18 protein-coding genes are annotated in these 21,614 nt (G+C 58.9%); 5 read left to right on the top strand and 13 right to left on the bottom strand.

What is annotated here, in order from left to right; translation table 11 throughout:
- Positions 1-88 precede the first annotated feature (88 nt).
- Complete coding sequence (locus tag J4E42_RS26615; RefSeq protein ID WP_207286537.1) at positions 89-706, bottom strand: TetR/AcrR family transcriptional regulator; 618 nt, start codon at positions 704-706, stop codon at positions 89-91.
- A gap of 162 nt (positions 707-868) precedes the next feature.
- Between J4E42_RS26615 and J4E42_RS26620 the strand changes: the two genes are divergently transcribed.
- Positions 869-1,309: a hotdog fold domain-containing protein gene (locus J4E42_RS26620; protein WP_008034574.1), complete on the top strand. Its 441-nt coding sequence runs from the start codon at positions 869-871 to the stop codon at positions 1,307-1,309.
- Positions 1,310-1,491: 182 nt separating this feature from the next.
- Here J4E42_RS26620 and J4E42_RS26625 read toward each other — a convergent pair whose 3' ends face one another.
- Positions 1,492-2,184: a GNAT family N-acetyltransferase gene (locus J4E42_RS26625; protein ID WP_207286538.1), complete on the bottom strand. Its 693-nt coding sequence runs from the start codon at positions 2,182-2,184 to the stop codon at positions 1,492-1,494.
- Positions 2,185-2,534: 350 nt separating this feature from the next.
- Between J4E42_RS26625 and J4E42_RS26630 the strand changes: the two genes are divergently transcribed.
- A complete protein-coding gene (locus J4E42_RS26630; RefSeq protein ID WP_207286539.1) occupies positions 2,535-5,918 on the top strand; it encodes an Ig-like domain-containing protein in 3,384 nt (1,127 codons plus the stop codon).
- 473 nt (positions 5,919-6,391) lie between these two features.
- Here J4E42_RS26630 and J4E42_RS26635 read toward each other — a convergent pair whose 3' ends face one another.
- The 4 genes from J4E42_RS26635 to J4E42_RS26650 all read right to left on the bottom strand — a co-directional run bounded on the left by J4E42_RS26635 (position 6,392) and on the right by J4E42_RS26650 (position 11,625).
- A complete protein-coding gene (locus tag J4E42_RS26635) occupies positions 6,392-8,887 on the bottom strand; it encodes a TonB-dependent siderophore receptor (RefSeq protein WP_207286540.1) in 2,496 nt (831 codons plus the stop codon).
- Positions 8,888-9,433: 546 nt separating this feature from the next.
- Positions 9,434-10,363 (bottom strand): FecR family protein, encoded by a 930-nt coding sequence (locus J4E42_RS26640; RefSeq protein ID WP_207286564.1) that lies wholly within the window; start codon positions 10,361-10,363, stop codon positions 9,434-9,436.
- 26 nt (positions 10,364-10,389) lie between these two features.
- Positions 10,390-10,935 (bottom strand): sigma-70 family RNA polymerase sigma factor, encoded by a 546-nt coding sequence (locus J4E42_RS26645; protein WP_207286541.1) that lies wholly within the window; start codon positions 10,933-10,935, stop codon positions 10,390-10,392.
- A 120-nt stretch (positions 10,936-11,055) separates the two neighbouring features.
- Complete coding sequence (locus J4E42_RS26650) at positions 11,056-11,625, bottom strand: YceI family protein (protein WP_192417497.1); 570 nt, start codon at positions 11,623-11,625, stop codon at positions 11,056-11,058.
- A gap of 203 nt (positions 11,626-11,828) precedes the next feature.
- On the opposite strand from J4E42_RS26650, the gene J4E42_RS26655 reads away from it, so the two are divergent.
- Complete coding sequence (locus J4E42_RS26655) at positions 11,829-12,587, top strand: SDR family oxidoreductase (RefSeq protein ID WP_207286542.1); 759 nt, start codon at positions 11,829-11,831, stop codon at positions 12,585-12,587.
- 72 nt (positions 12,588-12,659) lie between these two features.
- On the opposite strand, the gene J4E42_RS26660 is transcribed toward J4E42_RS26655, so the two are convergent.
- From J4E42_RS26660 to J4E42_RS26685, 6 genes are all read right to left on the bottom strand, one after another.
- Positions 12,660-13,112 (bottom strand): Ohr family peroxiredoxin, encoded by a 453-nt coding sequence (locus J4E42_RS26660; RefSeq protein ID WP_008030852.1) that lies wholly within the window; start codon positions 13,110-13,112, stop codon positions 12,660-12,662.
- Between the two features lie 69 nt (positions 13,113-13,181).
- Positions 13,182-13,634: an Ohr family peroxiredoxin gene (locus J4E42_RS26665; protein ID WP_008030850.1), complete on the bottom strand. Its 453-nt coding sequence runs from the start codon at positions 13,632-13,634 to the stop codon at positions 13,182-13,184.
- A 305-nt stretch (positions 13,635-13,939) separates the two neighbouring features.
- Positions 13,940-14,617: a phosphoribosyltransferase gene (locus J4E42_RS26670; protein WP_207286543.1), complete on the bottom strand. Its 678-nt coding sequence runs from the start codon at positions 14,615-14,617 to the stop codon at positions 13,940-13,942.
- Between the two features lie 214 nt (positions 14,618-14,831).
- Positions 14,832-15,479 (bottom strand): hypothetical protein, encoded by a 648-nt coding sequence (locus tag J4E42_RS26675; RefSeq protein WP_207286544.1) that lies wholly within the window; start codon positions 15,477-15,479, stop codon positions 14,832-14,834.
- A gap of 555 nt (positions 15,480-16,034) precedes the next feature.
- Positions 16,035-17,393: an MATE family efflux transporter gene (locus tag J4E42_RS26680; RefSeq protein WP_207286545.1), complete on the bottom strand. Its 1,359-nt coding sequence runs from the start codon at positions 17,391-17,393 to the stop codon at positions 16,035-16,037.
- A 230-nt stretch (positions 17,394-17,623) separates the two neighbouring features.
- A complete protein-coding gene (locus J4E42_RS26685; RefSeq protein WP_259331726.1) occupies positions 17,624-18,520 on the bottom strand; it encodes a LysR family transcriptional regulator in 897 nt (298 codons plus the stop codon).
- 110 nt (positions 18,521-18,630) lie between these two features.
- Here J4E42_RS26685 and J4E42_RS26690 point away from each other — a divergent pair, with 110 nt between their 5' ends.
- Positions 18,631-19,740 carry an alkene reductase gene (locus tag J4E42_RS26690; protein ID WP_207286546.1) on the top strand — a complete coding sequence of 370 codons (1,110 nt, stop codon included), beginning with the start codon at positions 18,631-18,633 and terminating at the stop codon, positions 19,738-19,740.
- Positions 19,737-20,747, top strand: a complete 1,011-nt coding sequence (locus J4E42_RS26695; RefSeq protein ID WP_207286547.1) for an NAD(P)-dependent alcohol dehydrogenase — start codon at positions 19,737-19,739, stop codon at positions 20,745-20,747. Before J4E42_RS26690 ends, J4E42_RS26695 begins: the two co-directional genes overlap by 4 nt.
- A 135-nt stretch (positions 20,748-20,882) precedes the next feature.
- Here the strand turns inward: J4E42_RS26695 and J4E42_RS26700 are convergent, their stop codons facing one another.
- Positions 20,883-21,452 carry a DJ-1/PfpI family protein gene (locus tag J4E42_RS26700; protein WP_207286548.1) on the bottom strand — a complete coding sequence of 190 codons (570 nt, stop codon included), beginning with the start codon at positions 21,450-21,452 and terminating at the stop codon, positions 20,883-20,885.
- Positions 21,453-21,614: the final 162 nt, after the last annotated feature.

The following is a 21,614-nucleotide window of genomic DNA, read 5'->3' on the forward strand; positions in this document are numbered from 1 at the left end:
GCAGCAACGGATATGCCCCCATTCAAAACCTCCCGTTAGCGCATGCCCTCCGAACAGCATTGCGCAATCAGGCCAGGCTTTTGGCAGGTCAACCGCCGGAAATCGACCGCCACGCCGCCTGTGCAAGCTCGTCCCTGTACACCTTCGGACTGCCCTTCACCCGACCCGACAACCACGTCCTGCAATAGTTGTCTGCCTGACCAATAATCAGAGACAGCATCAATTCAGCCGGAAAACCTTTCAACTCATCGCCTCTGGCCGAATCCGACAGCCATTCCAGCAATCGCTTGTTGCGCATCTTGTTACGGGTAGCCAGTTCGTCCTTCAAAGGCCCCTTGGTGACAGCAAATCGCGCGTGGTACTGGAACCGCGCCCATTCGGGTTGGCTGTCGACCCAATCCACGTAACTGTGCACCAGCGCATGCACGCCCTCTTGCGTGGTTTTCGCCTCGCTCAAATAGCTGTCGCGCAGCCTGGCCTGATCATCCAGGGCAGTGAAAAACAACGCGGCCACCAACCCTTCCTTGTTCCCGAAGTGGTGATAAATCGCGCCCACGCTGGTGTCGCATTCGGCGCGGATCATTTCAATGGTCGTGGCCTCGATCCCCTGCTCGTTGAACAGGGCGAGGGCCTTTCGAAAAATATCGCGCTTGAGTTCGGCGCGTCTTCCGGGGTAGCAGCGCTCGAGTAAATCTGACGTTTCCATGCTCAACACAGTCCCAAAAAATCGATGGTGAAGGCAGATGACTGCCATCGGACACGTGGCGACAGGTTGACAGATTTCCCGCCGACAGAATACTGTTCCGTTACAGAACATTATTCTGTAACGGAACACCATTCTGTTTTAAACCCCTCAGCGAGGTTTCAAATGAGTCAGTTTCTCAGCATGTTCAACAGCGTGGGCCCGCAAGCATTCAGCAAAATGGCCTGTCAGGTTGCGCCCTACTTCAGCACCATCAACCCGCTGGTCACGGAGTTGCGCAAAGGCTGCGCGACGGTGCAGGTGCCGTTCGCCAAGGAAATCACCAACCACTTGGGCACCGTGCACGCGATCGCGATGTGCAATGCGGCTGAATTGGCGGCGGGAATGATGACCGACGTGTCGATTCCCGAAGGCGCACGCTGGATTCCAAAAGGCATGACGGTGGAGTACCTGGCGAAGGCAAAAACCGACGTGACGGCGGTGGCCGATGGGGGTTCCGTGGACTGGACCACGGAAGGCGACAAGCTCGTGCCGGTGGATATTCACGACGTCGAGGGGAAAAAGGTGTTCACGGCGCGGATCACCATGAACGTGAAGCTTTCTTAAACGCTGACCGATTTGCCTGAGTGGACGCAAAACAACTGTGGGAGCGGGCTTGCTCCGGGCGGCGTTCCGACGAAGAGGGAGTATCAGTCAACTTCATCTTTGCCTGATGCACCGCCTTCGTCGGAACGCCGCCCGGAGCAAGCCCGCTCCCACAATTGCTTGAGTTGTCTGGTGGGGCGCAGTCAGCGCGGCGACTCGCCCAACCGCTCGCGGACAAATTCATTGGCCTTGTGCGTCAATTGATCCAGATGCCGGTCACGCTGTTTTTCCGCATCGAGCATCGCCCGCTTGCCGTGCTTTTGCAGCAGGTACGTATGAATCTGCCGCACCTCCAGCGAGCTGTAGATCGACGCCACGTCGAGCAGCCCCATCAACCCGTCAGTGCGATGATCGCGGGTGTTCATCAACACCTGCGTACCGCGCGTGCCCAGCACCTGAAAGCCCATCGATTCAAACCACGGCACCTTGGCCACCGCGCAGGTCAGCTCGGCATGCGGGTAGCGGCCGACCATTTCCCGCAGCATCCGCCGCGCCACGCCCTGACGCCGATGGCCGGCCTGCACCGCCATGTATGCGACGCCGCACGCCTCGGGATCGTCCTTGATCGGCAGGTAAAGCAAGAAGCCGATGACCTGTTCCGGATCGTCCACATCGGTCGCGACCAGCAACTCCACCGCCACCCCTTTCGCCCCGTTCAGCGCCTCCAGATAGAGGTGAACCTCATAGCCGATCGCGTACTGGTAAACGTTGTACAACAGGTTGCTCGGCGGGATGGCGACCATGCTGATGTCGGTCAGGTTATCGACCACCATCTGCAGAATCTGGCTGGTGAGGTGCTCGGGGCACGGAGTTTTGAAATGGGTGATCTGGGGCATTGAGGCTCTGCTCTGACTCTGGCGGCGGACGCGCCTATCATAACGCGCCGACGAGACCGGGGTGGCGTGTCAGTTGGCAGTCATGCCGAGTGACTATGGAAATCAACTGTAGGAGCCGGCTTGCCGGCGATGAGGCCAACGACAACACCTCCTCACCGGACGGGGCAATGGGGAATAACACCCTCCCCAAGACTGAGGAATATCCCCCAACTGTTAACTCTCGTTAACACTTCCCACGCATATCACTGAACCTAACGCGATGATTTATCTGACAATCTCGTTAGTGGCTCAGCTTTTGCGTCGATTTTTGCGCATGTGCCGACACCACGACACGCCCCCAGAGAACCACCATGAAAAGCTCAGCTCCTGTGAACAAGTCGCCCGGCTTTTTCCGGACGCCGGGCATTACTCTGGTGATGCTGATGACTTTCAGCCTGTCTGCGGTGAATGCCGCTCCGCTCGATGATTTCGGGCCACCGCCTCCGACCGATCCGTCAGCCTTCCATAACCCGCCTGCCGACCCTAAGGCAGCCCTGGAAGCACTGAAAAACCTGCCCCCGGCCAATCAAGGTGCCCTGGCCTTGCCCAACGGCGTGTTCGGTGACCGAAACACGCCGCGTGCCGACAACGTACTGCCACCCGCCGCACAGACATCGTTCAACTACCCCACCAACGGCAAGCCCAGCCCCTTGTTCGGAGCCGAACCATTCACTCAACAACTGCTGCTGTTCGAAGAGTTCGGCTCGGAAACACTCGACCCGACTACCCCGCCGCAGACGCTGACATTCCCCGTGCCAACCCTCGGCCCGGCGCCCCAGCAGGATCCGAACAACGTCGCCCGCAGCGGCCCGTCGAGTGCAGCGCTCGAAGCCTTCCTGCGCCAGCCGGGGTTGTCCCCGTTTCCTTCGCAGTTTTCCAATGTACTGGACCGCAATCCGTGGAAAGCGCAGATCGAAGCCTTCCTCAACCGGCATCCGGTAGGCTCGCCGGCGGAGGGTCGGCCACCGGGAAAAGGCTGGTCGCATCAACGCTGGAACGAGTTCTTCCCGCAGGTTCAGTTCAAGACTGTTCAAGCCGGTGCCAGAACCAACCAGGGCCTGCGTGACGCCCAACAATTGCACCACTACAACAAGGGTGAATTCGCCCCCGGCGGGCTCTACTACCAAACCTCGGACATCCCGGCGACAGCGGGCACCACTCGCGGTATCGACGTGCGTTTTCATTCAAGAATGCCGGTGCAGAATCACAACTCGCTGTGGACATTCGACGGCACCGTGCCGGCCAAATTGCTGATGGTCCGTTACGGTCAAGCGTTGCTGATGCGCCATTACAACGCCCTGCCAATCGACCCCGCAGCCAACGCCGGTTTTGGCCTGCACACCATCAGTACCCACGAACACAATGGGCACTCGCCGGCTGAAAGCGATGGCTTTACCAATGCATTTTTCTTTCCGGGGCAGTTCTACGATTATCGCTGGCCGCTGCAACTGGCCGGCTACGACACGATCAACACCAAGGCGCAGGATCCGCGTGCAGCCTTCCCCTGCTCACCGGGCGAAAAACTCTTCGTCAACGATGTCAGTCCGGGCCTCAAGACCTGCGAAAACGGCAGCATAAAAATCCGTGGCGACTGGCGCGAGACCATGAGCACCCACTGGTTCCACGACCACATGCTCGATTTCACCGCGCAGAATGTCTACAAGGGCAATGCGGCAATGATGAATTACTACAGCGCTGTGGATCGCGGCAACGAAGCGATCGAGGACGGCGTAAACCTGCGTTTTCCCAGCGGTTCAGCAATGCCTTGGGGCAACCGCGACTACGACGTGAACCTGCTGATCTCCGATAAGGCCTGGGACGAGAACGGCCAGTTGTGGTTCAACCCATTCAACACCGACGGCTTTCTCGGGGATCAGATGCTGGTCAACTGGCAGTACCAGCCGAGCCTGAAAGTCCGCGCGCGCAGCTACCGTTTCCGCATTCTCAACGGCTCGGTGTCGCGCTATTTCAAGCTGGCGCTGGTACGAGAAATCAGCGGCAATGGCGGTGAATTTCCGGGGCCTGCCGGCTCTGGGGTTTCCTATAATCGGGTGCCGCTCCACCTGATTGCCAACGACGGCAATATCATGGAACACGCCGTGCCGTTCGACGGCAGCATGGACCTGGATGGTGACGGCGATAAGACGAATAACAATGCGATCCTGCCAACCATGGGCATCGCCGAACGTTTCGACATCATCGTCAACTTCTCGAAAAACGGGATCAAGGTTGGCGACAAACTGTACTTCGTCAACCTGCTGGTGCACGAAGACGGCAAGGGCCCGGAAGAACCCGCCCCCCTGGCTGACGTGCTGTCCGAGAAGTACAAGGCCGTCATCAAGCAAACCAGCAATGGCCCGAAATGGGACAGGGGCGACCCGCTGGTTGGCAAATTCCTGCAACTGTTGGTTCAGCCCTACAGTGGTCAGGACGTGGCCATGGACCCGGCAGCCTTTGTGCCTGGCGGCAAGACGATGATCCCGTTGCCCATCGATCGCGACAACCCGAATGACCAGGCCAGGCTCAACGTGGCGCGGCATCGGGAGTTCATTTTCGGTCGCTCCGATGGCACCGATGAAGCACCGTGGACGATCAAGACCGATGGCGGCCCCGGCTTTCCCATGGACCCGCGCCGCATCAGTGCCGCACCGCAACTGGCCAGCGGCCCCACGGACGCCGGGTTCTCCGGCGACGGCACCCTCGAAGTGTGGAAAATCAAGAACGGCGGCAATGGCTGGAACCACCCGGTGCATGTGCATTTCGAAGAAGGCGTCATTCTCAGTCGCGACGGCAAGGCACCGCCGGAATGGGAAAAATGGGCACGCAAGGACGTCTTTCGTATTGGCGAAGGCGTCGACAGTTCAGTGGATGTCGACGTGGCGCTTCACTTCCGCGAGTTCGCCGGCACCTACATGGAGCACTGCCACAACACTCAGCACGAGGACACGTCGATGCTGCTGCGCTGGGATTCCGAGCATCCGGGGCAGTTCCAGTTGATGCCAACGCCGATACCGGGTTGGGACGGCGTCACCTTCGTCAACTCCGTGGCACTGCCGACTTTCCGCACTGGCGTTGACGGCGATGATAATGAAGGCCCGAACAAAAAACCCGTGGCCAACAATGACAGCGCCACGAGCAGTAACGGCCTGCCAGTGACCATCAGCGTGCTCGCCAACGACACCGACCCGGACGGTAACCTGCCGCTCAAGGTTGTCGGCCTGACCCAGCCGGATTCGGGCCAGGGCTCCGTGAGCACCGACGGCATTCGAGTGTTCTATATGCCACCGACCATTGTTGCGGCGCCGTTCACTGCGGTGTTTACCTACGAAGCCAGTGACAACCTTGGCGCCGTCTCGGACAAACCGGCGACGGTGTCCGTGGCGGTCAGCGCTGCGGCGGCGGTGAATGAAACGTTGTTGGTCACCCGCGCTTCCGTCAACGTGCGCAGCAACAATCGCTATACCTGGGACGTGACCGGGACGACCTCGCGGGCGGCGGGCAACAGCATCACCGTCAGTGCGTCGACCACGGGCGGCCAGCTCAATCTGGGAACCGCGACGCTCACGCCGAACGGTACGGGGGCACGCTGGAGACTGTCCGTTACCACCACTGGCAACGGCCCGACACCGAGCCCGACCATCACCGTTCGCTCAGCGCTCGGGAAGACCGTTACAGCGCCAATTGCCGTGCATTAAAACGGCCACGCTTTGACGTCTGGTCAGCCACACCGCGTCGCCTGAATCGCCAGCAAGCCGGCTCCTACAGGTTCGGTGGTGTGTCAGGTGAATACAGATCCTTGTAGGAGCCAGCTTGCTGGCGATGGGGCTTGCGCGGTGAATCCGATACACCGCCATCGCTGGCAAGCCAGCTCCTACAGGTTCGGTGGTGTGTCAGGTGAATACAGATCCTTGTAGGAGCCGGCTTGCTGGCGATGGGGCTTGCGCGGTGTATCAGATACGCCGCCATCGCTGGCAAGCCAGCTCCTACAGGTTCGGTGGTGTGTCAGGTGAATACAGATCCTTGTAGGAGCCGGCTTGCTGGCGATGGGGCTTGCGCGGTGTATCAGATACACCGCCATCGCTGGCAAGCCAGCTCCTACAGGTTCGGTGGTGTGTAGGAGCCGGCTTGCTGGCGATTCAGGCGACGTGGTGTGTCAGCTCAGCGGGTGTTACCACTGATACGTCGCGCTCGCCTGAACGGTGCGCTGTGCGCCATACCAGCACCACGAATAGGAATAGCACGACGCCACGTACTCTTTGTTGGCCAGGTTGCTGGCGTTCACCGCCAGGCGCAGGTTGTCCTTGAGGCTGTTGATGTGCGGGATGTCGTAGTGCACTGCCGCATCCAGCAGCGTGTAACCCGGCACCTTCAGCGTGTTGGCAGTGTCGCCCCAGGAGGAACCGACGTAACGCGCCCCGCCGCCGACACCGAAGCCTTTGGCAACGCCGTCGTGGAAGGTGTAATCCGCCCAGACCGAGGCCGTATGACGCGGCACGCCATAGTTGGTGGTGCCTTTCGCCGGCACTGCCGGGCCGACGGCGATGTCGGTCAGCGGCGCGTAGCTCACGGTGCTGTTGGACTTGGTGATGCGGTTGTCCAGATAAGCGTACGCGGCGGTGATGTCCAGGTTGTCATTCAGGCTGGCCTTGCCTTCGAGTTCGAAACCACGGGAGCGCACTTCACCGCTCTGTTCCTGGCAACGCCCGGTGCCGCACAGGTGCGTCGGATCCGGATCAAGCGTCGGCACGTTGCTTTGGCGCAGGTCGAAGACCGACGCAGTGATAAAGCTGTTGCTGCCCGGTGGCTGGTACTTGATCCCCACTTCGTATTGCTGGCCCTCGGTCGGCTTGAACACCGAACCACCGTAGCCGGTGCCCGACTGCGGTTCGAAGGATTCGGCGTAGCTGATGTACGGCGACAGGCCGTTATCGAACAGATAGACCAGCCCCACGCGACCGGTGAACGCCTCGCTGTCCAGAGAGGTTTTGGTCTTGACGTTGTTGCGCAAGTTCATCGAGCTGTTGTTGTTGGTCGCCCAGTCGTAGCGCCCCCCCATCAGCAACACCCACTTGTCCCATTTGATCTGGTCTTGCAGGTACAAGCCCTTCTGCTGGTTACGCTGCGTCGCGTCGGTGGTGAACGCCGGTGTGACGACCGGAACACCATAGACCGGGTCAAAGATATCCAGCGTCGGCCCCGTGCCGAAACCGGACTTGGTATCCGTGCTGGTGTTCTGATAATCGCCACCCAACAGCACCGTGTGTTGCACCGGTCCGGTGTCGAATCTGGCCTGCACCTGGTTATCCAGGGTGTAGGCATCCAGGTCGACGTCTGTGGCAATGGTCGACCGGTTGGAAGTGCGGTAATCGGCGCGCAGGTTGCTGTTGTAGAGGCTGCGATAAACGCCTTCGCTGCGCAAGTAACGCGCGTTCTGACGCAAGGTCCAGACGTCGTTGAGGTGATGTTCGAACAAATAACCGATGGAGAAATACTCGCGGTCACTCTTCTCGAAATCCTTGTCGCCGTCATAGAAATCGACATCGATGTCACGCCCGGTCGGGCTGTGCAACACCGAGCCCCACGCCGGTGTCGAACCGTACGAAGCCGCCTTCGGGTCTTTCTGGAAATGCCCCAGCAGCGTCAGCGACGTGTCATCGCTCGGGCGCCAGGTGAATGCCGACGAAATGGACTGACGTTGGGTTTCGGTGTGTTCCAGTTGACCATCGGCCTCGTCGTACAGACCGGCCAGGCGATAGGAGTAAACGCCCTGGTCGTCGAGCGGGCCGCTCAAATCGAAGGTCGTGCGTTTCTTGTCGAAGGTGCCGTACTCGACGCCGATTTCATGGAACGGCGTATCCAGCGGCCGCTTGCTGACCATGTTCACCACACCGCTGGGGCTGGCCTGCCCGTACAGCACCGACGACGGCCCGCGCAAAACGTCCACGCGCTCGAGATCAAACGAGTCTTTTTGCGGCGAGGCATCGCGACTGCCCGGCATGCGCAAGCCGTCCAGATACACGGCCGGGGAAAAACCACGGATGGTCATCTGATCCAGTCGCGAGGCGGTAGAGCCACGGGTTTCGGGAATCACGCCGGCGGTGTAACGCAAGATCTGGTTGAGATTCTCCGCGCCCTGGGCCCGCATCTGGTCCTTGGTGACCACGGAAATCGACTGCGGTGTTTCGTTCAGCGCCGTATCGGTCTTGGTCGCCGACAGCGCGCGCGTCGCGACATAACCCGCCACCGGGCCGGTCGGACTTTCACTCGCATACGCGCCGTTGATGTTGGTGGCCTGCAACTCCAGAGAACCTTCGACCGCCTCGGGTGCAGGTTCGATGCGATAGCGCGAGGCCGATAGCGCGATGGCGTTGAGGCCGCTGCCCTGGAGCAATTGGGCAAGTGCGTCGCCGGTGCTGAATGGTCCGCTCAGGCCATTGCTGCGTTTACCGCGCGTCAAGGCCGGGTCGAAGGCCAACACCAGGTCCGCCTGCTCGGCCAGGCTGTTCAGCGCCTGACTCAAATCCCCGGCCGGGATCGAAAAACTGCGGACAGCACTGGTGTGTGAACCCGCGACCGGCGATTCGGCAGCCAGCAGCGGCGCCGCGACAAAAGCCATCGCCACTGAAAGCGCCAGTGGGTGCAACGGACGAGCAAAGCGAGACATGAGAAATCCTGCGAAATGGAAGGCGTTACTAACCATGACGGCCATGTCGGAAAAACAGACAATGAATGCGAGCGATTTGCATTAATATTTTTTGAAACCCCGAAACCCTGTAGGAGCGAGCCTGCTCGCGATGACGGTGGGTCAGACAAACCGTGTCGCCTGGATCGCCGGCAAGCCGGCTCCTACAGGTTGGGGTGAAACGGGATTGATGCCTTCCTCAACCTTGTAGGAGCTGGCTTGCCAGCGATGGCGGTGGGTCAGGCAGACCCTGTCGCCTGGATCGCCGGCAAGCCGGCTCCTACAGGTTGGGGTGAAACGGGATTGATGCCTTCCTCAACCTTGTAGGAGCTGGCTTGCCAGCGATGGCGGTGGGTCAGGCAGACCGTGTCGCCTGGATCGCCGGCAAGCCGACTCCTACAGGTTGGGGTGAAACGGTATTGATGCCTTCCTCAACCTTGTAGGAGCTGGCTTGCCAGCGATGGCGGTGGGTCAGACAGACCGTGTCGTCTGGATCGCCGGCAAGCCGGCTCCTACAGGGTTGGGGGGTTAGAGGGGTTTGATCACCACCAGCAGATCGGTGAAGTGCTCGACCTGGATCGGCAGGTTGTCCGCCAGTGTCGCGAGTGCAGCATCGGTGTCGTCGAGGCGGAACACGCCGGAGACGCGCAGCCCTTGCAGCGCCTGTTCATCGTAGCGCACCAGGCCCCGTCGGTAACCGGAGAGGGCCTGAAGCACTTCGCTCAAAGGGCGGTCATCGACTTTGAGCAGGCCCCGGGTCCAGGCATCCGGGTGGGCGTTGCCGATGGGTTGCGGTGCTTGCGCCCGGCCCTCTCTGAGGGTGGTTTGCTCGCCCGCCGCGACGTTCACCGCCTCGGTGCCGTTGGCTTTGGCGGCAACGACAGACTCCAGCACACTGACCATGGTCGAACCATCGGCTGCACGTTTCACCAGATAGCGCGTGCCCAGCGCCGTCGCCGTCCCCTGATCAGTGCGCACCACAAACGGACGCCGGGCGTCCTTGGCCACCTCGACCCACATCTCCCCTTCCAACAACTCGATGACGCGCTGCTGGCCGTCGAACTTCACGTCCAGCGCCGAATGACTGTTGAGCTGAACATGGCTGCCGTCCGAAAGCACCACCTCGCGCCGCTCGCCCACGCCGGTACGTTGATCGGCGAGCCAGACCGGCATGTTGTCCAGGCCGATCCAGCCACAGACCAACACACCCAGCAGCGCAATCGCCTGGGCGCCACGGCCCGACACTCTCGGGCCCGGCCGGGCAAAGGCATGCTTGAGGGCAACGCGTGCGGGGGAGGCAGGCAGCTCGTCAAAACCGCCCCACAAAGCTCGCATCCGCTCCAGGGCGAGCGCGTGGCGCGGGTCGGCTTCGCACCAGACATCGAAAGCCACACGTTCGGCGTCGGTAGCCAAATCGTCGTGCAACAACGTCAGCCAGTAAGCCGCCTCAAGGATCATCTGCTCGGAGGGTGGATGGATGTTCGTCACGACGGCTGTTCCGCCCCGTACAAGGTGTTGTAGCAATGGACGAGCGCACCGGCGACGTAGTTCTTGACCGTGCTGGCGGACACCTTCAGTTCAATCGCGATCTCGCTGTAGGTAAGGCCGTCGAGCCGGCTGAGCAGGAACGCCTCGCGGTTCTTGTCTGGCAACCCGGCGAGCATCACAGCGATTTTTTCCAGCGCCTCAAGCGCCCCATGGATCGATTCGGGGTCGGGCATGCCGGCGTCGTGCGCCTGGATCGCCAGCGCCTCGAGGTACGCCTGCTCGATCCGCCGGCGTCGGGCGCCATCAATCAACAAGCGCCCCGCCATGGTCGCCAGAAACGCCCGCGGCTCTTTGATGGTGTGAGGCTCGGCGAGGGTGAGCACGCGAATGAACGCGTCATGGGCCAGATCGGCCGCACGTTGCGAACAGCCGAGTTTTTTCCGTAGCCAGCCATGCAACCAGGAATGGTGATCGCTATAGAGGTCGGTGAAGGTCCGCCGACGACGGGCAACGTCGTCATCAGCCACGGAAAAATCGCGCATACGCAAAAATTTCTCAAATAAGAAAGATTACCAGTAGCGCGAACGATGACAGTAAAACCATGGCAGAGCAAGCGACGAAAAGTCGCTGTGATTCAGAACACTGCGCAGCACGCTGAACAGCTATTGCTCCGGCGCAACCATCCGGAACCTGATGTTGATATCGTCGGAAACCACCGTATCCCCCCACTCACCTTCACCGATTTTGAAGTCGCTCCGCTTGAGCGTCAGCTGGCCATCGAATATGCCGATCGCTTTCTGGGACTTCAGCAGGACCGGCACTTGCACCGTGCGCGTTATTTTCTTGAGGGTGAGATTGCCGGTAATCAAGTAACGGTTGTTGCTCAACGCTTTTACAGCGGTCGATTCAAATGTCGCCTTCGGATAAGTGGCCGTGTCGAACCACGCGGGCTTTTTCAGCTCTTCGTTGGCGTCACTGCTTCCGGCATCGATGCTGTCGAGTTCAATCGTGAGCACGGCGTGGGCTGCTGAGGGGTTCGCCGTGTCGAAATCCAGCGTGCCTTCGAACTTGCCGAACGTGCCGTAGACCCGTGAGCTGAACTGCTTGTAGGTGAAAGAGATCGTGCTGGCGGTCTCATTCACCTGCTTGTATTCGATGGCATTGGCGCACGGCAACACGCCGAGCGTGAGCGCGACAAGCACGGCGGCGGAACGCGGGAAACGAAGGTTCATGGGATTCTCCGGCAGGACGCCCTGGTGCAGTGAGGTGCTGCACACAAAGGCCAGCCATAGGTGGACTAAAGCAAAAAATCGCCGTTTGTGCCATGGGTGCACCGGCGGCCCGACCACCTGTCGCGCAACCCCGTTACGCGCCGGATGCCTGAGTCATGCAGGTGTTTAATGAGTGTTCCATTCACCGCAACGGGAGACGGGTCATGAAAATCGTCGTCATCGGAGGGACTGGACTGATCGGCAGTCAACTGTGCAAAAACCTGCGGGCACTGGGGCATGAAGCGCTGGCAGCGTCGCCGAGTACCGGCGTCAACGTCATCAGTGGCGAAGGACTGAAGGAAGCCTTGAAAGGCGCAGACGTGGTGGTGGACGTGGCGAACTCGCCCTCATTCGAGGATCACGCGGCGTTGCACTTTTTCGAAACGGCCGGGAAAAACCTGTTCGCGGCGGAGAAAATCGACGGCGTCAAACACCATGTTGCACTGTCGGTGGTCGGCACCGAGCGCATGCTCGAAAGTGGTTACTTCCGGGCGAAAATGGCTCAGGAAAAACTCATCAAACACTCGGGCATTCCCTACACGATCCTGCGCGCCACGCAGTTCTTCGAGTTCATCGGTGCCATTGCCTACTCGGGTCGCGAAGACGGCAACACCATCCACCTGACCCCTGCCGCACTGCAACCGATTGCCTCGCTCGATGTCGCCACGGCCCTGACGGATATCGCCTTGAAAGCGCCAGACAACCAGACCCTGGAAGTCGCCGGGCCGGATCGCAGGCCGATCGTTGAATTCGTGAGCCAATACCTGCAGCACATCAAAGACCCGCGCGAGGTCGTCCCGGATGACACGGTTCCTTACTTCGGTGCGCCCATCAACGATCAGTCACTGACGCCGGGAGCGAATCCGATCGTGGGCGCGACACGTTTTGAACAATGGCTGAAGAGCACATTGGCGCCCAATTGACGCTTATCGATGTTGCCCGGGCCGGCGGCCGGTTCGACTCGCCTGGCGAAGTCGAACCGGTCGTGCGGTGCATCACTCGGTGACGACGTTCAACGTCACGTCGATGTTGCCGCGGGTGGCTTTGGAGTACGGGCAGATCTCGTGGGCGCCATGCGCCAGTTTCGTTGCGACCTCGTTCGACAGGCCCGGTACGCGCAGGGTCAATCGCCCCTGGATGAAGTACGCCTGGCCGGTCTGGCCCAAATCAACTTCGATGTCTACCGCCGTGTCGGCCGGCAGTGTCACGTTCAGCTCCTTGGCCACCAGGCCGACGGCGGCGCTATAGCAGGCCGACCAGGCGCCGGAGAACAATTGCTCGGCGGTCGGGTGCGGCAGAATGTTCGAAAACTGGTGCGCCGGTTTTGCGCTGCCGGGCGAGGACAGCACGATGTCGAGGTTGCCGTTGTGGCCGCGCGACGTGTTGCCGGCTGCGCTAGGGGTGGTGTGGGTTTTGCCGGTGGCCAGGACTTTTTCGATCTTGCTCATGATGAATGCTCTCAATTGGGGATTTGTTTTTCGCGTGCGCTTTTATCGCACGCGATGCTTTGACAATAATTAAACGGTGAGGACGTTCAGTGCCACATCAATATTGCCGCGTGTTGCTTTCGAGTATGGGCAGATCTGATCAGCGGTGTGCGCCAGCGTGGTGGCGATGTCGTGTGGCAGGCCAGGTACGCGCAGAGTCAAACGAGCCTGAAGGAAGTAGGCCGGGCCGGTTTGCCCCAGATCGACTTCGATATCGACCGAAAAGTCCGCTGGCAGTACCACGTTCAAATCATTGGCCACCAGACCGACGGCAGCGGTGTAGCACGCCGACCATGCACCGGCGAACAGTTGCTCGGCAGCCGGGTGCGGCTGGGTGCCGGCAAACACATGAGCAGGTTTGGCGCTGCCGGGTGTCGACAGGGTGATGTCGAGGCTGCCGTTGTGGCCGCCGGAGGTGTTGCCGGCAGCGCTGGCGGTGGTGTGGGTTTTGCCGGTGGCCAGGACTTTTTCGATCTTGCTCATGGGGTGAATCCTCGATGTTGCGATAGGTTTGATTTAGTGTCGCATTCGATTGTGTCGCATACGATGTATGAATATTCACGCAGATGTGGGTGGGTGTCAATAGGTCGTTTGACGGTTCTGCGACGAACGGTGTAAACCGTGAGGCCGCCATCGCCGGCAAGCCGGCTCCTACAAGGATCGGGTTTGCACGCGGACATTGTAGGAGCCGGCTTGCCGGCGATGGCGCCCTCAAGATCAACGCAACTTCCAGCCAAAAAAAATGGGCCACCCTGCAACGGATGACCCATCTCTCAAACCCCAAATGTTTACGCCGCCCCACTCCCCTGCCGCTGCCACGCCCGCGTCAACAAACCGATGACCTCGGCATCCGCAGTCTGGGAAAAATCCACGTACCAATGCCCGATCGACATAAACCAATCAGCAGTGATCGGGCACACCAACTCGTCCACCTCACCGCGCAGCGCCTCCGCCGTTTCAACCGGCGCCACCGGCACCGCGACGACAACACGCGCCGGCGCCTGTGCGCGCACCGCGTGAATCGCCGCCCTCATCGAAGCGCCCGTCGCCAAGCCATCGTCAATCAGAATCACCACCTGATCCTTGAGCTGCACCGGCGCACGCGTTCCGCGATACACCTGCTCACGCCGCAGCAGTTCGCGGGTTTCCCGTGCAACCACGGCATCGAACGTCGTCTGATCAATCGGGTGTGCCCGCAGCGTATGCTCATTGAGGATTTGAATACCGCCGCTGGCAATCGCGCCCATCGCCAGCTCCTGATGGGTCGGAACGCCCAGTTTGCGCACCAGCATCAGGTCGAGGCGAACGTCCAGCGCGGTCGCCACTTCGTACGCCACCGGCACACCGCCACGGGGCAAGGCGAGGACGATGACATCGGGGCGATGCGCGTACTTGAGCAACGGCGCCACCAGCCGCCGACCGGCATCGGCGCGGTCTTGCAGAATGGTTGTCGATGAAGGACTCATGTGGAAAACCTCCCCAGGCGATCAAGCCTGTCGGTTTACATCACCGTCACTCTGGATTGTCAGTCCGAAGGTGGACGACAGCAAGCCCGCCGGCCTACACCGACGACTCGACTTTCTGGAGCAACTTTTGACGCAAAAAAAAAAGAGCCACCCTGTTACGGGTGGCCCTCTTTTTAAACCGGAGGTGTCCGGAAAGTTCAGCGAACGTTACAACTTAGCAAGCACTCGCAACAGCCCGCTGCGGCACCACATCGTCGTTCTGTTTTATCACTCGTTGAGTCAATGCCAGCATTGCCAGGAACCCCAGAGCAATCAACAGCGGATACGCCATCAACAGTTCAGAAAGTGAATACTTCCAGGCCAACGGGCGTCCGACACCCAGCAGGGCCGCATACATCCAGGACACCGCCGACAGCGAGCCGCAGAACAGCGCCAGCATCCGAGCGCTAAACTCGAGCTTGAGCAGCGATCCGGCCTTCTGCATAGCCGGCAACACCAGGCGATGCAACAAGATGCCGTTGTACGTCAGCAACATGACAATGATCACTTTGGCTTGAAGTTTCGGGTTCATGAAGTACTCGACTCCCTTCTCCAGGTAATCAATACCCACAATTGCAATACCGGTGACCCACAAAGCAATCAATGCAACAACGACAGACGTCTGGAGACTTTCCAGATGCGCATTATCGTGCTCCGACAACACCTTGCCCTTCAACAAGTTCTTAACCATGGCTATATCACTGGTCAACACCAAACCAATGGCAACACAACAGGCGACCAAGTGAGCATAAACAACACCCAACCGCACAAATTCCATACACTCTTTGTTTTCGACCAGACTCATAATTGTATTTATAGACACGGTACTTCTCCAACTGATTATACAGTGCGAATCATTAGTTCAGCGGGGCTCTAATCACGTGACAAGCCCTACGAGATCCGACTGATAAAAGACAAGCCAAATCAGTGATTTGGCGCGGCTGAACCGATTAATTTGCCCGGCAAATCAAGTTCGGTTATTTGTTGGCTCCTGAATTTCAGGTAAAAAAATCCTCATTTGCATTCAATGCATATGAGGTTCGGGATCCACTTCTCTTTCTGCAGCTGCAGGGGCAGGTCATGGCGACGTGCTGAAGTATCAGAGGGCATTAAAGCAAAAATGTTCATTTTTCGTGCAAACCACCGACAAACGGTTAGTTCAGAAGAAACAACTCGCCTCGATGGATAATACCCAACTTCCCTGAAAGCCACGTGATAACTGGCCTGGTAAATTACTTGAAGCCTTAGATTCGTCTATTGGATCCATTAGTTGTTACCTCACTAACGATATCTGCAATAGAGACCAACTCGCATTCAGCGCCACTCCAACTAAAACAGTCATACTTATTAGGGTCAAGATTGAAATAAAGGATCCAATCTACACCAGGCGTTCAATCTTCTGATGTTGCCACACTAGTTTGTAATACAGCGTTTGCAACATCAGCATCCCCAAATACGCCACCGGAAACGCCATCCACACACCCTGCAACCCGAACTGCCCGTCCAGCACATACGCCATCGGCAACTGCACGCCAAGCACGCACACAATCGAAATCGCCATCGGCACCAACACCGTGCCGCTGGCCCGCATGATCCCGCCGACAATCGCCTGAAAGCCAAACACCAACAGGCTCCAGAGCATGATGTGCAACAAGTGCTCGGCCTTCGCCCGAGTCAAATCGTCCGTCAGAAACAACCCCAGCAACCAGTGCGACAACAGGTAACCCAACACCACCAACCCACCGGTCAGGCACACGTTGATCAACAACCCGGTGCGCAGAATCGGCCCCATCCGCTCAATGCGCCCTGCCCCAATCGCCTGCGCCCCAAGAATTGACGCCGTGATCGCAATCGACAACGCCGGAAACTGCACATAATTGACGATCTGCGTCACCGCCCCATACGCGGCTGTCGCCTGCGAACCGTGCTGATTCACCAACGCCAGAATCACCAACTCCGACACCGACAACACCACCATCTGCAACCCGGTCGGCAAGCCGATGCGCAACACCTTGCCGAGAATCACCCGATCCAGGCGCATCGCCGCAAACATCTCCCGATCCGGCGCCAACGGATGCCCCCGCCGAATCAACCGCCACGCCAACCACCCCATCGCCGACAAATTCCCCACCAACCCCGCATACGCCGCACTCTGAATCCCCAACATCGGCAACCCGAACCAACCGCGAATCAATGCGGGCGTCAGGGCCAACCCGATACACGTCGACACCACCAATGCGATCAGCGGCGACACCGTATCGCTCACCCCGCGCAGGAGCTGGGTGAAGAGCACGTAGACCAGCAGCGACGGCATGATCCACATCATCACGTGGGCGTAGGACACGGCGTCATCCAATACGTCGGCCGGAGTGCCCAAGCCTTGCAAGGCTTGCCTTGCGAATACGCTGCCCAGCACCGCCGCTGTCAGGCCGATGATTGCGCCCAGCAGCAACGTGGTAGCGGCGATGGTTTTCACCAGATGCGGTTCCCGTGCACCCCAGGCTTGGCCGATGAGCACGCTCGCACCTGCGCCGAGGCCAATGACCAGCGCGATGAAGAAGAACACGATGGGGAACATGCCGGAGACGGCAGCCAGGGCTTGGGTGCCGAGCATTTGGCCGATGTAGATGCTGTTGACGGTGCCCGACATGGATTGGAGGAAATTGGAGAGGACCATGGGGGTGAGGAAAAGGAGGTAGGTTTTCCAGAGGGGGTTTGGGGTGGTCGGGGTTTGCATTGAGGGTCCGTCTCGGGTGGGGGCTGGCATCCAGGAAATTCTACGCTAGGGGGCTGACCGTAACGTGTGCCCATTTTCGAAAGACTGGGTAGCATGATTAATGTCTGCTTTCGGCTGTGGATTCAACCGGTCGACGCAACAGATGGGGTAAATCGTCCAGCGCTGCGCCCCATTGGCTGAGTGATCACTTCCTCGATAAAGAACCCTTAAGAGCTCTCCAAACGTTGATGCTAAGAAGGCAGAACCATGCCCCGCTCAAACAGGACAGTACTGGCAAATTCCGTGAACGCTCTAACTGCGCGGGGAATATGCCGCCTGCTCGGAAATACAAAATAGACACCTGCCTCATGGCTATAGCCGGGCAAAACTTCCTTCAGCACTCCTTGTTCTAGAGGGGCGAGTGTGGTCAGGGATGGCACCAGCGCTATACCCAGGTTTGCCAGCGCAGCGCCTAGCTGTGCCTGATGAGTGTTCACCTGAAAACGGCTGCTGACGGGCACTTCGATCATGCCGTCTGGACCACGCAATCGCCATGTGACCGGAGTGCTTCCGATCGCGGGCCGCGTGATGCATTCATGTTGGGTCAGATCTTGCGGACTGATCGGTGTTCCATGTGTGGACAGGTAGTCAGGGCTGGCAACCATACGCCACTCAATCCAACCGATTTCCTTTGCCACCAGCATTGGCTCCACCATTTTGCCGGACCTGACAGCGACATCAATGCCGTCAGCCAGTAAGTCGGCGCGAGCATCGCTAAGCACAAACTCCACTCGCACGGCGGGATGCTTGGCCATGAAGTCCGCAATCAATTCCATGGGAAACCAGTTTAAGAAGTCCACGCCGGCTGCCACGCGAACCCGGCCGCTCGGCTTTTTGCTGCTATCTGCCAGATCCTGGGCAGACTGGTTCAGTGCGTCGATCTGCTCTGCACACTGTGCAAAAAAGGCCTGGCCGGCATCTGTCAATGCCAAACGGCGCGTTGAACGCTGCAGTAAGCGTACGCCGACGCTGCGTTCCAGTGCTTGCAGACGACGGCTGCCAGTGCTGGGCGGAATACCCAACCGTCGCCCTGCCTCTGCAAAGCTGCCCGCACGTACCACGTGAACGAATAGGGCAATGTCATTCAAGTCCAAGATCAATCATCCCAAAAATGCACGAGTACATGTCATTGCTTCATCTTTTCCCATAATAACTCCCGACCTAACATTGCGGGCACCTTTTACACAGGAAGCCTGTAATGACCCTCTCTTTGCATCACCCGGCGCAGCTTGGCGAACTGTATTTAAAGAATCGCATCATCATGGCGCCGATGACACGCAGCCGGGCAACTGAAGCCAACACTCCCAACGCTTTAATGGCCGAGTATTACTCCCAGCGCGCATCCGCAGGGCTGATCATCGTTGAAGGCACCTCGCCTTCACCGAACGGCCTGGGTTACGCGCGGATGCCAGCCTTGTTCAATGGTGCCCACGTACAAGACTGGAAGCAGGTCACCGCCGCAGTGCATGCCAAGGGTGGCAAGATCGTACTTCAGCTAATGCACGCCGGTCGTGTTGCGCATGTTGCCAATTTGCCCATCGGCGCAGAAGTGCTTGGCCCCGGCGCGGAGCGCGCACCGGGTGACATTCATACTGACGCACATGGCATGCAGGCCACCTCCACGCCACGCGCGATGAGTGCCACCGATATTCAGATGGCCGTCGCCGAATTTGCGCGCGCAGCGAGCCTCGCCATTGAAGCCGGTTTTGACGGTGTGGAGCTGCATGCCGGCGGCGGTTATCTGCTTGATTCCTTTTTCAACGCAACCATCAATCAACGCAATGATGCATACGGCGGAAGTTCATCCGCGCGTAACCGTTTCATTCTGGAAGTCGTTCAGGCAGTGGTGGCTGCAATCGGCGCGACGCGTGTAGGCATCCGCTTCATGCCCCACAGTGGAGCGAATGGTGCATTCAACTATGCGGAAATGGACGCGCAATATGTCGAACTCTGTCGGCAACTCTCCAGCGTCGGCCTCATGTACCTGCACCTGGTGAACTTCGAGTCGATGGGGCTGCCGCCGCTGCCGGTCAGCCTACGTGACGCCATGCGCGACGCTTTCAAGGGCCCGCTCGTATTGGCAGGTGGTTTTGACCAGGCCAATGCGGCAGGCGCGCTGGAAAGAGACGAGGCCGAGTTTCTTGCCTTTGGTCGGCCATTTCTGGCCAATCCTGATCTGGTAAATCGTTTGCAGGCCGGCGCTCATTTGAATTCCGCCGACTTCGCGACGTTTTATTCCAGCGGATCGCAAGGCTATACCGACTACCCGACCCTGGCTGAACAAAACGCATTGAAGGTTGAAGCATGAAGACGTCCCAAACCTATCGGCTGACAGCGCCAAGCCTGGAATCGCTGCAACTGTTTACCGAGACCGTGCCTGCCATCGGCTCATACGAAGTATTGGTCCGGATGCGCGCCGCATCACTTAACTACAAGGACAATTTCTACCTGGCTGGCGCACAGGGTATTCAGCTGCCTCGCCCAACCGTACCGCTATCGGACGGCGCTGGCGAAGTCGTAGCGGTTGGTGAGCATGTAAATCGGTTCGCAGTGGGCGATAGCGTGGCGGGTAACTTTGTGCAGGACTGGCTGTATGGCCCCCTCGGCGATCACGCCGCAAATTCGAGCACGACGCTTGGTCACGGGATTGACGGCACGCTGACGCAATACCGTGTCTTCAACCAGGAAGGGTTGGTGGCATTACCCCGGAATTTGTCTTACGAAGAGGGCGCCACGTTACCTTGCGCTGCGGTGACAGCCTGGAATGCCGTGCGAGAGGTACGCCCTTCGCAAACAGTGCTCATTCTGGGCACCGGCGGCGTAGCCCTGTTCGCGCTGCAGTTTGCCAGTGCGCTGGGCGCCCGAACTATTGTCACGTCCTCCAGCGATGCCAAGCTGGCGCGAGCAGCTGCAGCCGGGGCGGATCACCTGATTAACTATCAAAGCGATCCGGACTGGCACAAAAAAGCACGCGAGCTGACCGGTGGGAAAGGTGTTGATCACGTCATCGAGACCGTTGGTCCTGACACGCTGGAGCGCTCCATACTCGCGACTCGACGTGACGGTACGGTGCATTTGGTTGGCCTGATCAATCCGATTGGGAAGATTGACCCCATGCTAATTCTTGGCTGTACGGTCACTGTACGCGGCGTGCGTGTCGGTTCGCGGCAATTGTTCGAGGAGATGAATACCTTCATCGAACGCAAAGGAATCCATCCGCTTATTGGACACCGCTTTGACTTTGGCAATGCCAGGGATGCCTTCGCCCAGCAACTCAAAGGGCCAGAGTTTGGAAAGATCGTAATCACCTTCTGACGTGGAGATGCTCGGCCGGACGCCGTCGCTCACGCGGCTGCTTCTGGCCGATTGTTGTCGTTCACGAACGACTGCTTTCGGCTGTGGATTCAACCGGTCGACGCAACAGATTGGCTGTTTTGCAGGACGAAGCAGTCACCGATGTTCCGCTGCCAACATTGACCTGAATTGAGAAGTGATCTCTGAAGATAGCCCGGCAGCTTCGAACACTGCGCAGGTGAAGCTAACGGGTGCAGGGCCTGGAGCAGTTATAATGCGGTCTGCAACCACCGCCACTGCACTGCATCGATAAAGCGTGCGCCCCTCATAACCTACGGCATTCTGCTGTAAGAAGTCAGCGCTGTTCGATGTATGAGGAACCGTGTCGAGAAGCCCGGCCCTCGCAAGTGCCAGCGTTCCCCCACAGATACCGGCAATTGTCGCTCCGCTTGAACGACTAGCATGAAGAAACTCTCGAATATCCGGTGCTTCTGCACGCTCCCAGACCATTCCTCCAATGACGACAACAACGTCCGGTTTCCAGTCCAGACATTGTTGCAAGCTGCTATCGACAGTTACAGCCAATCCACCCTGCGAGAGGAACTGCCCCGTAGCAGAAGCGAAAAACCTGACGTCGATCCCGTAAAACGGAGACGCAGTTCCAGCAATGAAAGCATATTCCCAGTCCGCAAAACCGGGTGTCAGTATCAATCCCACGCGTGCCATCAGTCAGAATCCTCCATGAATGCCAATAACATATGGCGACAACACACATACATCAAGGGCTGCTATGGGTCGATAGCAGTCGCCCACGGAAGGCGCGTAATGGTCCTAGGACGCTATTAAAATTCCGATACAAACCTCGGAATGCGTCACCTTCCCCGCCGT

The organism is Pseudomonas sp. FW300-N2A2, assembly GCF_017351735.1.
Taxonomy (GTDB): Bacteria; Pseudomonadota; Gammaproteobacteria; order Pseudomonadales; family Pseudomonadaceae; genus Aquipseudomonas; species Aquipseudomonas migulae.

What these genes read in the sequence shown, in the direction of transcription:
- J4E42_RS26680 (WP_207286545.1), bottom strand. Translation starts at nt 17,393, where the DNA reads ATGCAAACCCCGACCACCCCAAACCCCCTCTGGAAAACCTACCTCCTT.
- J4E42_RS26655 (WP_207286542.1), top strand. Translation starts at nt 11,829, where the DNA reads ATGAAAATCGTCGTCATCGGAGGGACTGGACTGATCGGCAGTCAACTG.
- J4E42_RS26625 (WP_207286538.1), bottom strand. Translation starts at nt 2,184, where the DNA reads ATGCCCCAGATCACCCATTTCAAAACTCCGTGCCCCGAGCACCTCACC.
- J4E42_RS26700 (WP_207286548.1), bottom strand. Translation starts at nt 21,452, where the DNA reads ATGGCACGCGTGGGATTGATACTGACACCCGGTTTTGCGGACTGGGAA.
- J4E42_RS26620 (WP_008034574.1), top strand. Translation starts at nt 869, where the DNA reads ATGAGTCAGTTTCTCAGCATGTTCAACAGCGTGGGCCCGCAAGCATTC.
- J4E42_RS26650 (WP_192417497.1), bottom strand. Translation starts at nt 11,625, where the DNA reads ATGAACCTTCGTTTCCCGCGTTCCGCCGCCGTGCTTGTCGCGCTCACG.
- J4E42_RS26695 (WP_207286547.1), top strand. Translation starts at nt 19,737, where the DNA reads ATGAAGACGTCCCAAACCTATCGGCTGACAGCGCCAAGCCTGGAATCG.
- J4E42_RS26660 (WP_008030852.1), bottom strand. Translation starts at nt 13,112, where the DNA reads ATGAGCAAGATCGAAAAAGTCCTGGCCACCGGCAAAACCCACACCACC.
- J4E42_RS26635 (WP_207286540.1), bottom strand. Translation starts at nt 8,887, where the DNA reads ATGTCTCGCTTTGCTCGTCCGTTGCACCCACTGGCGCTTTCAGTGGCG.
- J4E42_RS26670 (WP_207286543.1), bottom strand. Translation starts at nt 14,617, where the DNA reads ATGAGTCCTTCATCGACAACCATTCTGCAAGACCGCGCCGATGCCGGT.
- J4E42_RS26690 (WP_207286546.1), top strand. Translation starts at nt 18,631, where the DNA reads ATGACCCTCTCTTTGCATCACCCGGCGCAGCTTGGCGAACTGTATTTA.
- J4E42_RS26615 (WP_207286537.1), bottom strand. Translation starts at nt 706, where the DNA reads ATGGAAACGTCAGATTTACTCGAGCGCTGCTACCCCGGAAGACGCGCC.
- J4E42_RS26645 (WP_207286541.1), bottom strand. Translation starts at nt 10,935, where the DNA reads ATGCGCGATTTTTCCGTGGCTGATGACGACGTTGCCCGTCGTCGGCGG.
- J4E42_RS26630 (WP_207286539.1), top strand. Translation starts at nt 2,535, where the DNA reads ATGAAAAGCTCAGCTCCTGTGAACAAGTCGCCCGGCTTTTTCCGGACG.
- J4E42_RS26665 (WP_008030850.1), bottom strand. Translation starts at nt 13,634, where the DNA reads ATGAGCAAGATCGAAAAAGTCCTGGCCACCGGCAAAACCCACACCACC.
- J4E42_RS26640 (WP_207286564.1), bottom strand. Translation starts at nt 10,363, where the DNA reads ATGATCCTTGAGGCGGCTTACTGGCTGACGTTGTTGCACGACGATTTG.